Genomic DNA, 13,115 nt, shown 5'->3' with positions numbered 1-13,115 from the left:
TATAGTTTATATACTTCCTTCTAACGAAGCATATAAATACTTACAATTTTTAATGAAAGAACCGAGACATATCTCCTTGATTGAGCGTTGCTTTGTTAAAGCGTCCTGCTTGCATTAACTCAGCGCGAAGCATCTTGCGTAATTCTTCATCTGATAGCTCAGATTTGCTTGCTTCCGCCACAACCTTTTCATCTTCTGGTTTGGTCTCTTTTTTATGCCCTTCTTGCGCTTTCTGAACTTGAAACAGCTGCTTAACACCAGCTAGGTTTACACCTTGTTCAATTAAGTCACGAATTTCTAGTAATTTATCAACATCGTTAAACGAGAATAATCGACGATTACCTTCAGATCGTACAGGTGTAACTAATTCATGTTCTTCATAGTAGCGAATTTGGCGAGCCGACAACTCAGTTAACTGCATCACAATTCCAATTGGGAAAAGCGGCGTATTTCTTCGTATGTTGTCACTCATCTCAGTTCCTCCTTTGATTAACTATTTTCATTGTATGCCATGTTAGTTTATCTGTCAACCATATGTGAGAAATTCTCACATAAAAATTTTTAGAATATTTCACGAATACAACGAAATAGCGATTTTAGTTTATTTTTAATTTTTTTATCCACGATAGCCCGTCTTTTGATCTTACTGAGCAAGTTATACTTAAATTAACTTTTTCGAAATCATTGAATCAATTGCTGTGCAAATAGCTACTTTAACGTGAGCATACGTTAAACCGCCTTGTACGTAAGCAACATACGGCGGACGAATCGGACCGTCTGCTGTTAACTCTAAACTAGCTCCCTGAACAAACGTTCCGGCTGCCATAATTACATCGTCTTCATAGCCAGGCATATAAGCTGGATATGCCGTCACGTGCGAATTAATTGGAGAAGCGTATTGAATCGCTTGGCAAAACGCCACCATCTTATCTCGATCATCAAACTGAACGGACTGAATTAAGTCTGTTCGCTCAGCGTCCCACTTTGGTTCTGACTGCATCCCAAGTCTTTCAAACATGGCTGAAGAAAATACCGCTCCTTTTAAAGCCTGCCCTACAACGTGAGGAGCTAAAAAGAAGCCTTGATACATTTCCTGGAGACTGTACAGAGTTGCACCTGCTTCTGCTCCGATACCTGGCGTTGTCATACGATAAGAACATGCTTCAACCAGCTCTTTACGTCCAGCAATATAGCCACCGATTTTCGCTAACCCACCGCCAGGATTTTTAATAAGAGAACCCGCAATTAAATCCGCTCCAACATGAGATGGTTCTATTGTTTCCACAAATTCTCCGTAACAGTTATCAACAAATACAATAACGTCTGGTTTAATGCTTTTAACAAAAGCAATCATTTCTTTAATTTGATTTACCGTAAACGAAGGACGAATTCCATAGCCTTTTGAACGCTGAATACCAATCATTTTCGTTGTTTCCGTAATGGATGCCTTCACTTCTTCAAGGTCTACTTGCCCTTCTTTTGTTAGGTCCACGGCTTTATATCCAATATTATACTCTTTTAATGAACCTACGCCAGACCCTCTAATTCCGACGATTTCTTCAAGCGTATCGTATGGCTTACCGGTAATATATAAAAGGTCATCACCAGGTCGCAACACGCCAAAAAGCGAAATGCCAATTGCATGCGTACCCGAAATGATTTGGGGACGTACAAGACACGCTTCGGTTCCGAATACATCAGCATATACCTTTTCAAGCGTATCTCTTCCTAAATCATCATAACCATAGCCCGTGGAGGGAATAAAATGTGAATCACTCACTTGGTTTTGTTGAAAGCTTTGCAGCACGCGAAACTGATTCGCTTCTATGACTTCATCAATTCGTTCATGAATCGGCTTAATTTGCTGCTCTACTTCCTTCGCCAACCCTTTAATTCTCTCTCCGTTTGCTAACTGATCAAACATCATTTTCTATCTTCCTCAACTTTCTTCAATCATTCTTAGCTGCTTATAAATTGGGTGCTCTTTTGCAATGTAGCCTCGGCACTCGTACTTTTCTTGTTCTTCATTAAACTTCAGAGAGTCGACCAGCGCAACGGTTTTTAACTCCGCCAACAGCTTGCCTTCATCCGAAGGAATGAATAGATGAAAGTACTCCATCTCTTTCTTCATTTCATCTTGGATCTTTGTTCCCAGCAAAGCAAGATCTTCCTTATTAAACGCGCTAATTAAAATAGAAGCGGGTGTCGTTGGCACAAATAATTCATGCTTCACATCTCGCTTATTATAAACGGTTAACATCGGAATATCTTCTACGTCTAACTCCGCTAATAGCTTATGAACAGTTTGCTCATGATTGTGATAGTCTGGATTACCCGAGTCAACCACGTGTAAAATAAAATCTGCTTCTGTCACTTCTTCTAATGTGGAACGAAACGCAGCAACAAGAGTGGTTGGCAAGTCTTGGATAAATCCAACCGTATCCGTTAAAAGAGCAGTTAAGCCTGCTGGCATGGTATACTGTCTCGTTGTAGGATCAAGAGTTGCAAACAGCTGATTTTCTTCATAAATCCCCGCTTCTGTTAGGCGGTTAAAAAGTGTAGATTTACCTGCATTTGTGTAGCCTACTATAGCAATTTGATACACATGGTTACGCTTTCTTCTCTCTCGGTAACGCTCCCTGTGACTGACAACTGTTTTTAACTGACGCTTAATTTCATCAATTTTACGACGAATGTGGCGGCGATCACTTTCAAGCTTTGTCTCACCTGGACCTCTTGTACCAATACCGCCCCCTAAACGAGAAAGTGCTGTTCCCTGTCCGACTAAACGAGGTAGTAAGTAGTTCAGCTGTGCAAGCTCAACCTGCAGCTTTCCTTCTTTTGTTTGCGCACGCTGCGCAAAAATATCTAAAATCAGCTGCGTTCGGTCAATGATTCGAGCTTCTAGCTGACTGGATAAATTACGAATTTGACTCGGTGAAAGCTCATCGTTAAACACAATTAAATCTGGCTCTAGCTCTTCTTCAAGCGCAACAAGCTCTTCCACTTTCCCTTTTCCGATATATGTAGCTGGATGTATACGGTCGCGCTTTTGAGACAAGCGTACTAGAACCTCACCCTGTGCTGTCTCAGTTAATGATGCTAGTTCATCCATCGAATACTCAAAGCGCTCATCATCATCGTGAAGCTGACACCCCACTAAAATTACACGTTCAAGCTCTTGTTTCATCTCAAATGTCAATGACTTTCCTTCCCTTACTGTTAAAGTATTAACGCATTCATATCATAACAAAAAAACACGATTTTCTCTATCTTCTTCAAAGATGCAGAATAGATTGTTTTTACTAGTTTATCACGCTTTGTTTCTTTTAAGAAATTATCCCTAAAAAAACGTTGAAATTCTGTTCAATAGTGGATACAATTTGAATGACTTTATCATTGTAATACTTTCTAACAAACGAATTTTTATACATAAAGGGGCAGTTGCGATGACATGGGACGTTTTGAGCATCATTGGCACCGTTGCTTTTGCAGTTAGCGGTGCGTTTATTGCAATGGAAGAAGAATACGATATTTTAGGTGTTTATATTTTAGGAATCGTCACAGCGTTTGGGGGTGGCGCCATCCGTAACTTATTAATTGGTGTACCGGTATCCGCTCTTTGGGAACAAGGGTTATTTTTTCAAATTGCGCTATTATCAATTACAGCAACCTTTTTGTTTCCAAACAGCATCTTAAGACAGTGGAAACGTTGGGGAAACTTTTCTGACGCAATTGGGCTTGCAGCTTTTGCCATTCAAGGCGCACTCTATGCTACCAGCATGGGACACCCCTTAAGCGCTGTTATCGTTGCTGCTGTATTAACAGGTAGCGGCGGTGGGATTGTACGCGATTTGCTTGCTCGTCGAAAGCCGACCGTTTTAAAAGATGAAATCTATGCGCTTTGGGCAATTCTTGCAGGCTTAATTGTTGGCCTTCAAATTGCTAGCTCTCCGGTAGAGCTTTACGTATTATTTGGTTTGCTTGTTGCATGTCGTATGTTATCTTACATGTACAAATGGAAGCTGCCAATTCGTTCGATTCGCCAACCAAATATGTAATAAAAAAATCCGGCATAAAGCCGGATTTTTTTATAGACGAATATCATTAGACTTAAGCGTTATTAGCTGCTCTTTACTGTAGCTTGCTTCTTCTAAAAGCCTCATGGACTGCGCTCGAATGGAGCGTTCTAAAATATTTCGCACATAGCGACCATTGCTAAAGTCTCGAGGCGTCTGATTGTACTTTACGTCCATGAAATGTTCTTTTAACTTTTTATAAGCATCGCTGCTAAACTGATACTGACGATCATCCATCATCCGGTCTGCAATATCCATCAGCTCATTGACATCATAATCTGGAAAATCAAAGATGAATGGAAATCTTGAACGAAGACCGGGGTTTAAACTTAAAAAGTTCTCCATCTCACGCGGGTAGCCAGCTAAAATTAAGACAAACTTATCATTTGCATCTTCCATATGCTTCACAAGCGTATCAATTGCTTCTTTCCCAAAATCTTTCTCTCCACCTCGGGCAAGCGAATAGGCTTCGTCAATAAATAAAATGCCACCCAGCGCTTTTTTCACAAGATCTCGGGTTTTTTGTGCCGTATGTCCAATGTACTCCCCAACTAAGTCTGCTCTTTCAGCTTCAATAAGGTGACCTTTTGATAACACATTCATATTTAAAAACAATTTTCCTAAAAGCCTTGCAACCGTTGTTTTTCCTGTACCCGGATTTCCTTTAAACATCATATGCATCGCTTGTTTTTCTGCCTTCAGACCACTTTCTTCTCTTTTTTTATTAATATATAACCAAGCATATATTTCTTTAATCATTTTTTTTAGCTCATCCATTCCAACCAGACCGCTCATTTCTCTTTCAATTTCTAGCAGTGGTTCATGATTAACAATCGGTCGTTTCACAGGACGTGGAATTGATGTTGTATAGACTCGTTCTTTCTTTGTCTCATTATTTAAAACAATATTAATTTGCCCATTGTTTTTAAGAGTTATAGGCTGCTCCACACTGTTCACCTCTCGTTTCATCACAGTTACGCTGATGACATTGTATCGCTCTATCTCAAGCTGTAGGACGAACGAATGAGATCATCATTTTCCTTTAGCGGCTTGTATTCTTTCTGTAGCTCGCCATTACCCAAGAAATAAACGCTTATTATAGTTGTATGTGCTAAAACGCTAAACCATGTTAAGAAAAATACTTCTCTCTTCCAGCCATAAGAAAAACCAGCCTCATCCTCACGGATTTGGCTGGTTATCTGACTACTCTAGCTCTACAGAGATATTTTTATTTGGAACAAACGTTGAGATTGCATGTTTATAAATTAACTGCTGCTTTCCTTCTGAATCCAATAGAACTGTAAAGTTATCAAAACCTTTAATTAGTCCGCGCAGTTGAAAACCATTTAATAAAAACACAGTGACATAAATATTTTCTTTACGTAATTGATTTAAAAACTGATCTTGAATATTAACGGATTGTTTCACTATTCGGCCTCCTCATTTCTCTATCTTTACTAGTTAATTCGCTTCTTCTTTCAGCTTTCCTGCTACATAAGTGAAAATTTTGTTGAATTTTTCATGAAAATTGTCAACTTCCATTTCAAACCATGTTACAGGCATCTTATTACGAAACCACGTTAATTGACGTTTGGCGTACCTTCTAGAATTCAACTTTAACTGTTCAATCGCTTCTTCAAGCGTGCAGTTCCCGTCGAAATATGTATACAGTTCTTTGTAGCCAATCGCTTGAATTGATTGTACATCACGAACCCCTGCATCGTACAGTGATTTGACTTCTTCTACCAAGCCTTCTTGCACCATCATATCAACACGTTGGTTAATTCGATCGTATAGTTGATCACGATCCATTGTCAAGCCAATGAGTGTCACATCATAGAGAAGCTCTTGATTCTGCTCTTGATTATAAACGCTGAAAGGCTTCCCAGTCACTTCATACACTTCAAGAGCACGAATAACGCGTCTGTGGTTGTTGGGATGAATGGACTCTGCACCAACTGGGTCTATTTCACAAAGCTTTTCGTAAAGAGGATCAATTCCATGCGCTGCAACAAAGTGTTCCATACGCTGTCTGAATTGTTCATCCCCTGCTGATTCAGTAAACTGATAGTCATAAATGACAGATTGAATATATAATCCTGTACCGCCTACAATAATCGGCATTTTACCACGAGCGTGAATATCTGTAACCTTTTCTCTTACAATCTCTTGAAATTCAGCTACAGAAAAAGACTCAGTCGGCTCTTTAATATCAATTAAATGATGCGGAATTCCTTCCATTTCATCACTTGTAACCTTCGCTGTTCCGATGTCCATCTTTTTATAGACTTGCATGGAATCTCCCGAAATAACTTCTCCATTGAACTGCTTGGCCATCTCAATACTCAGCTTGGTTTTACCAACGGCTGTCGGACCAATAATTACTATTAATTTTTGTTTCTCTCCCGTCATAACCACACTACTTTCATCTATTACATTTACATCTTCTCATTTTACCCGGAAAGCCTATCTTTATTCAAGGCTCATAAAGAAGGAACGTTCTTTTACAGCAATTAGATTAGCGGAGTTCAACTATAAAAGTAGAAACAAAGACTACATTTTTTAACTGATGAAATAATGAAAGAATATGAATTTGAAGAAGTCACCTCTTAACCTGAACATACTTCAATAACAGTAACTTGATTGAAAAAGATATTTCCTAAAAAAGAAAAAAAGCTGAGGATACATAAAAATTTCTTTACAAGTCTATAGAAAGAAGAGAAACAGGAATTGTTTAAAAACTAGTTTTTAGCAAGCTCGAATCTCCAAAACAATAATGAAGATTCTTTTCCGCTTTGAAAATTAGCATTCTACACCTGTTCCTCTTGAGAGTTCTAACTTCTGGATTAAAAGAAACGAAAAGGATTCCGTCTAAATTGAGAGTTTTCTTCCGACTGTGACTGGACACGACCACCAGAGTTGTTTTCTGATTGTGGTTGTATACGATTACCAGCGTCGTTTTCTAATTGTGGGAGACTTAGAGATTGAGGGCGGTTTTCTGACTGTGGTCGAACAAGAGGTTGGGATTGGTTTCCTGATTGGGATTGTACACGACCTTGAGGACGGTTTTCTGCTCGACGTTTTTTGCGACAACCAGAGCGGTTTTCTGCTCGATGTTTTCTGCGACAACCAGAGCGATTTTCTGATTGGGATTGTACACGACCTTTAGAGCGTTTTTTAGATCGACATTTTCTGCGATGACCGGAGCGATTTTGAGATGTTTCTCTTATCTGAGGCATATTAATATTAACGTTAGAACTTCCACTATTGCTAATAATATTTTTATTTCCCGATTCATTATCTCTATTAGAATCGTTATCACCATTTGAATTGGTGTGTAATCTGTTAAAATGGTTATTCATCATAACTTCCCCTTCACATTATGTTTAATTTCTATCGCTAGTATATGCAAGGGAAATGGCTAACGTATAGGTATCTGACTTACAGGATCTACATACACAATAAAAGAACACAACCTTTTCCATTTCAAAAAAATACCCGCACCATATACCGCTTTGCGATTTTACTTTTAAACACACAAATACGGTAAAAATGGTGCAGGTATGACTTCAACAAACGTGGTAAAACATTATAGAAATCCCTTTACATCACGCGCTTAAACATCTTTTCCATTTCATATGTTGAATAATGAATAATAATTGGTCGCCCATGCGGACAAGTAAACGGATCCGTTGTTTTTCTTAGCGTTTCAAGCAAGGCTAAAATTTCATCATTTCGAAGATGATGGTTCGCTTTGATTGAACCTTTACAGCTCATCATAATAGCAGCTTCTTCGCGTAAGCTTTCTATGTCTATACGCTTCATCACAAACACTTGCTGAATCATCTCTTCAATTGTTTCTTTTTCTTCACCTTTTGGGAACCACTGAGGGTGTGCTCGAACAATATAAGCATTTTGACCAAACGGCTCTAAAAATACGCCGACCTCTTCAAGAGCTCTACGATTTTCTTCTAAAATGAGAGCTTCATTGCCTGAGAACTCAAACGTGAGTGGCATTAAAAGTTCCTGCACTTCTGCATCTACTTGACCAAGTTTTTTCTTAAAGTATTCATATTTGATTCTCTCTTGAGCCGCATGTTGGTCAATGATAAACAAGCCGTTTTCATTTTGAGCTAATATATACGTACCGTGCATCTGGCCAATTGGATACATGGGCGGAACTCGCTCGGTTTGAACCTCTTCAACCATCTCACTATTGGATTGCTGCTTGTGTACATCATGTTCTTCCTCATAAGAAAATACCGGTTCTGTATCCTGCACTTCAAGTTCATCGTAGTCAAGCTCATTTTCAACATTTTCTGTTACCGTAAAGCTTGACTTTTCTTGCGTTTCAGCAACGTTCGCGCTAAAGAAAGGTAAATCTTTGCTTCGTTCAACAGGTTCCTGCGATAGGGAAGATGACTCTTTAGGTAGCCCGTGATCAAACGTAAAGGTTTGCTGTTCGGTTGGAAGCACGGCTTGTTTTGTGCGAGCAGGGGCTATAACTTCTGGAATAAGCTGCTTCTTTTTAAACGCTGCTTTTATGGCATCTTCTACAAGCTCATACAGCTCTGCTTCTTTACTTAACCTTACCTCAAGCTTTGCCGGGTGTACGTTCACATCTACTAACAGTGGATCCATGTTGATAGCTAAAAATACAACTGGAAAACGTCCAATTGGCAATAGCGTATGATAACCTTGCTGGATGGCTTTTAGTAAACCATAGTTTTTAATAAATCTTCCGTTAATTGTGGTAGACATATAGTTGCGAGATGCACGCGTTACTTCTGGCAAAGCAATATAGCCGGTAATCTCATAATCTAGCGATTCTACCTTTAACGGAATCATCTTCTTCGCTACTGCCATCCCATAGATAGCAGCTAACACTTGACGCGCATCTCCACTTCCGTTTGTATAGAGAAGCTGACGTCCTTGGTGAATTAAACGAATGGAAACATGAGGATTCGCCAGGGCAAGGCGATTTACAACGTCTGTTACGTTCCCTAATTCTGTATTAATTGTTTTCATATATTTAAGGCGTGCTGGCGTGTTAAAAAATAGATTTTCTACAATAATTTCTGTACCTTTTCGACTTGAAGACAGCTCGTGATGCGTTATCTCTCCTCCGCGAAGCTTTAAGTGCGTGCCGGCTTCATCCCCGGTGCTTGTCTTAATTTCGAGCATAGATACAGACGCAATACTTGGCAGTGCTTCACCACGAAAGCCTAATGTTCGAATTCGGAACAAGTCATTCTCAGTCTTAATCTTGCTCGTTGCATGGCGCCGGAAAGCCGTTAAGCAATCTTCTTGTGCAATTCCGTCTCCGTTATCTAAAATACGAATTTTTGATAATCCTGCTTCTTCTAGTTCTATTTCAATTACTGTGCTATTGGCATCAATCGCATTTTCAACGAGCTCTTTCACAACAGAAGCAGGTCGCTCTACAACCTCTCCTGCTGCAATTTTATTTGAAAGTTCGTCTGAAAGCTGTCTAATTTTACCCACAGACTCACTCCTCTCAAGTCTATTTCTTCTTCAGTAATCTTTGTAGCTTATACATGGCGTTCATTGCATCAAGCGGCGTCATTTCCAGAATATCAAGCTGCTTCAATTCTGCTAGAATTTGCTTTTCACGCTTCGATAAACTAGCTTCTTTTACCTGCTGGTCTTTTTCTTCTCCGAAAAATGAAAGCTGACTTTGTTCGGTATCTGATTTAAGTTCAGCTTTTGGCTGCTCAATTGGCTGAGGTTCAGCTACTGCATCAGCAGTCGGATTCACTTTTGGCTCTTCGCTCGCGTTCTCAAAATCTGCTAAAATGACACGCGCACGCTGTAATAAAGGCTCCGGAAGTTCCGCTAGCTCAGCAACATGAATACCATAACTCTTATCTGCTGGTCCTTCTTTAATTTTGTGTAAGAAGACTACTTTATTGTTCTTTTCAATAGCGCTAACATGCACATTACGTAGTGCTGAAAGCTGTTGGTCTAGCACTGTCAGCTCATGATAGTGCGTAGAAAATAATGTTTTACATCCTATATGCTCGTGCACATATTCGATAATCGCTTGAGCTAACGCCATTCCATCATATGTTGACGTACCTCGTCCAATTTCATCTAGTAAAATTAAGCTTGATTGCGTCGCATTAGTCACTGCATTTTTCGTTTCAAGCATTTCAACCATGAACGTACTTTGCCCTGAAATTAAATCATCAGCCGCTCCGATTCGCGTAAACACTTGATCAAAGATTGGCAACTCTGCTTCTTCCGCAGGAACAAAACAGCCGATCTGTCCTAAAATAGCGGTTAATGCTACTTGGCGCATATACGTACTCTTACCCGACATATTTGGTCCTGTAATGAGTAAGATTGAACTGTCATCTTTCATTTGACAGTCATTTGGTACATACTCTTGTGCGTTCATTACTTTTTCAACAACTGGATGGCGTCCATTTTTAATATGAATATCTCCATTAGTAGAAAACGCAGGCTTCGTATAATGACGCTCTTCGCTCACCTTTGCAAAGCACTGCAGCACATCAAGCTCACTTACTTTTTTAGCTAGAGCTTGAAGACGAGGAATATACACTTTGACCTCTTCACGAATTTGTCCAAACAGCTCGTACTCAAGCTCAACGATTTTTTCTTCCGCTTCTAAAATAAGCGCTTCTTTTTCTTTAAGCTCAGGTGTAATAAAGCGTTCAGCGTTCGTTAAAGTTTGCTTACGCTCATACATGCCTTCAGGTAGTAGATGCAAATTGGCACGCGTTACTTCAATATAGTAGCCAAATACGCGGTTATAGCCAATTTTCAACGAACGAATCCCGGTCTTTTCACGCTCTTTTTGCTCTAAAGACGCAATCCACGTCTTCCCGTTTCGACTAGCATCTCGGTATTGATCAAGTTGATCGTGATAACCGTCTGCGATAATATCTCCTTCTTTAATAGATAAAGGAGGATGTTCTTTTAACCCTCTCTCTAACAGCACAGTTAATCTTTCACATGGATCAATATCTTCAACAAGTTTAGAAGCATATGAATTGTTTAATCGATAAACCACTTCTTGAATTTCAGGAACCTTTTGCAGTGATTTGCGCAGCTGTACTAAGTCACGCGCATTAACATTGCCAAATGCAACGCGCCCAGCTAAACGCTCTAGGTCGTACACTTCTTTTAATAAATCTCGCAGTTCTTCACGTTCAAAAAATTGCTTCATAAGAACATCAACCATATTTAAGCGTTCATCAATCTTCTCTTTGCTTAAAAGAGGGCGATCAATCCAGTTTTTTAAGAGGCGTCCGCCCATTGCCGTCACTGTTTGATCAAGGAGCCATAAAAGAGAACCCTTTTTTCCTTTTGAACGAATTGTTTCCGTCAACTCTAAGTTTCGCTTAGAGAACAAATCAATTTTCATATATTCATTGATTTGATAAAGCTGTACAGGCTGTAAATGCTCAAGAGAGCGCTTTTGGGTACGTACTAGATACTGCAGAATGCGAGCAAACGTGTCCACTAATTTTTGCTGTTGAAGTGATTCAGTTAAATGTAAAAACGATTCTTCAACCTTTGTACTTTCTTCAAACGAAATGGTCATCGTCATTCTCTCTTTTAGCATTTGCAGCAATTCAGCAGAAAAATCGCTTGAAACAACCATTTCCTTTGCTTCTTTTGCATAGATTTCAGAAACAACGTCATGGAATGAAGAAATGAGAGTCACGCTATTTTCTCCTGTTGATAAATCTGATAATGCTAATCCAAACGTGTCATCTGGGAAATGCGTGACCGAGCAAATGTAATTATTCTCTTTTTCTTGCAGCCCTTTTTCATTCATCAGCGTTCCTGGTGAAATCACTTGAATAACTTCACGCTTGACGACTCCTTTAGCTTTCTTAGGATCTTCCACTTGCTCACAAATTGCCACTTTATAGCCTTTTTCAATTAGCCTTTCAATATATGTAGGCGCTGAGTGGTATGGTACACCGCACATTGGGATGCGATCATCGCCCCCTCCGTCTCGGCTTGTTAACGTAATTTCTAACTCTTGAGATGCAGTCGTTGCATCTTCGAAAAACATTTCGTAAAAATCACCTAATCTAAAAAATAAAAAGGCATCTTGATAGTCTGCCTTGATTTTTAAATATTGCTGTATCATTGGCGTATATGTTGCCATACTATTCCTCCAAAAACTTCTGTTAATCATTTTTTCTACACGTATTATAACATAGGTTTGCGAAAAACTTCATGATTGTAAAACTTGCTAATCACTTTTGGTGCACATAAAAAAACTAGGAAGAAATTCTTCCTAGTTACTCATCGTCACCTAAAATGAAATCTGGATTGAGGTCTTCAAATTCATCATCATCAACATCTAAATCAAGCTCATCACCATCATCGCATCCTTTTGGATTAACGGCTACGCATACTTTTGTCTCTCCGATTACCTCAGCTAAAAGCTCTCTCTCTACTTGGACAATCGTTTTATTGCCGTTTGGTGAAATCGTGCATTCAAGGCAATTTGGTTGCTGTAGCACTCGTACGATAATTTCACAATCATCTCCAAAAGCATCGTCATCTTTCTGGCGGAGCTTAATCACATCACGATAGTGAACCGTTTCTGTAAACACTTCTGTTTTTGTATTATCTTTGTAAGAATACCAGACGTTAATATCATATTTGCCGTCCACTTCAACTGTATTTCCGCGCTTTTTAGCATCATACTGATGGTTAATTACCCAGCAACCTAAAATGCTCGTCGGTCGGTTCGGTGGTGTAAGCGTGTGTGATGACTGCGTAAACTTACGCCCTTTACCTACGACTGCTTTTGTAATAATTTCTCTATAGTGTTGTGACATGTGAGCATACCCTCCTCAAACTATCTTCATTTCATCCTATGCAGATTCTATCGCTTGTTTGCACATTATTTTGTAAAACTAGGTTAAAGACATAAAAAACCTATGTTTCATTGTATGCAACACCTTAGAGAAATGTGACAATTATTCCAGAGAAAATTGTACAACATAAAAAACCCCCAGCTTCGGG

The 13,115-nt window shown here is 39.3% G+C and carries 11 protein-coding genes; 1 reads left to right on the top strand and 10 read right to left on the bottom strand.

Features of this window, described 5'->3' with window-relative positions; translation table 11 throughout:
- Positions 1-49 precede the first annotated feature (49 nt).
- From V2145_RS04300 to hflX, 3 genes are all read right to left on the bottom strand, one after another.
- Positions 50-472 carry a MerR family transcriptional regulator gene (locus V2145_RS04300; protein ID WP_025908618.1) on the bottom strand — a complete coding sequence of 141 codons (423 nt, stop codon included), beginning with the start codon at positions 470-472 and terminating at the stop codon, positions 50-52.
- 189 nt (positions 473-661) lie between these two features.
- Positions 662-1,924, bottom strand: coding sequence for a methionine gamma-lyase family protein (locus V2145_RS04295; RefSeq protein WP_094912623.1), 1,263 nt, complete (start codon positions 1,922-1,924; stop codon positions 662-664).
- Between the two features lie 15 nt (positions 1,925-1,939).
- The gene (gene hflX, locus V2145_RS04290) at positions 1,940-3,202 is read right to left on the bottom strand and encodes a GTPase HflX (protein ID WP_094912508.1); all 1,263 of its coding nucleotides are present in this window, start codon (positions 3,200-3,202) and stop codon (positions 1,940-1,942) included.
- A gap of 247 nt (positions 3,203-3,449) precedes the next feature.
- Here hflX and V2145_RS04285 point away from each other — a divergent pair, with 247 nt between their 5' ends.
- Entirely contained in the window at positions 3,450-4,061 is a 612-nt protein-coding gene (locus V2145_RS04285) for a trimeric intracellular cation channel family protein (RefSeq protein ID WP_094912509.1), read from the top strand.
- Between the two features lie 30 nt (positions 4,062-4,091).
- Here the strand turns inward: V2145_RS04285 and spoVK are convergent, their stop codons facing one another.
- The 7 genes from spoVK to V2145_RS04250 all read right to left on the bottom strand — a co-directional run bounded on the left by spoVK (position 4,092) and on the right by V2145_RS04250 (position 12,928).
- Positions 4,092-5,027 carry a stage V sporulation protein K gene (gene spoVK / locus V2145_RS04280; RefSeq protein ID WP_256993389.1) on the bottom strand — a complete coding sequence of 312 codons (936 nt, stop codon included), beginning with the start codon at positions 5,025-5,027 and terminating at the stop codon, positions 4,092-4,094.
- A 255-nt stretch (positions 5,028-5,282) separates the two neighbouring features.
- Positions 5,283-5,507: an RNA chaperone Hfq gene (gene hfq, locus V2145_RS04275; RefSeq protein WP_025908613.1), complete on the bottom strand. Its 225-nt coding sequence runs from the start codon at positions 5,505-5,507 to the stop codon at positions 5,283-5,285.
- Between the two features lie 33 nt (positions 5,508-5,540).
- Entirely contained in the window at positions 5,541-6,491 is a 951-nt protein-coding gene (miaA, locus tag V2145_RS04270) for a tRNA (adenosine(37)-N6)-dimethylallyltransferase MiaA (protein WP_131888170.1), read from the bottom strand.
- Positions 6,492-6,925: 434 nt separating this feature from the next.
- Complete coding sequence (locus tag V2145_RS04265) at positions 6,926-7,318, bottom strand: hypothetical protein (RefSeq protein ID WP_131888171.1); 393 nt, start codon at positions 7,316-7,318, stop codon at positions 6,926-6,928.
- 364 nt (positions 7,319-7,682) lie between these two features.
- Positions 7,683-9,584, bottom strand: a complete 1,902-nt coding sequence (mutL, locus tag V2145_RS04260; RefSeq protein WP_131888172.1) for a DNA mismatch repair endonuclease MutL — start codon at positions 9,582-9,584, stop codon at positions 7,683-7,685.
- A 19-nt stretch (positions 9,585-9,603) separates the two neighbouring features.
- Positions 9,604-12,246 (bottom strand): DNA mismatch repair protein MutS, encoded by a 2,643-nt coding sequence (gene mutS, locus V2145_RS04255; protein ID WP_131888173.1) that lies wholly within the window; start codon positions 12,244-12,246, stop codon positions 9,604-9,606.
- 136 nt (positions 12,247-12,382) lie between these two features.
- On the bottom strand, positions 12,383-12,928 hold the full coding sequence (locus tag V2145_RS04250; RefSeq protein ID WP_094912515.1) for an outer spore coat protein CotE: 546 nt from the start codon (positions 12,926-12,928) through the stop codon (positions 12,383-12,385).
- Between the last annotated feature and the right edge of the window lie 187 nt (positions 12,929-13,115).

Origin of the sequence: Priestia sp. GS2 (assembly GCF_036409025.1) — a bacterium.
Taxonomy (GTDB): Bacteria; Bacillota; Bacilli; order Bacillales; family Bacillaceae_H; genus Priestia; species Priestia aryabhattai_A.
The sequence above is the reverse complement of the archived record's forward strand: the minus strand, read 5'-3'. Positions and strand labels throughout refer to the sequence as shown.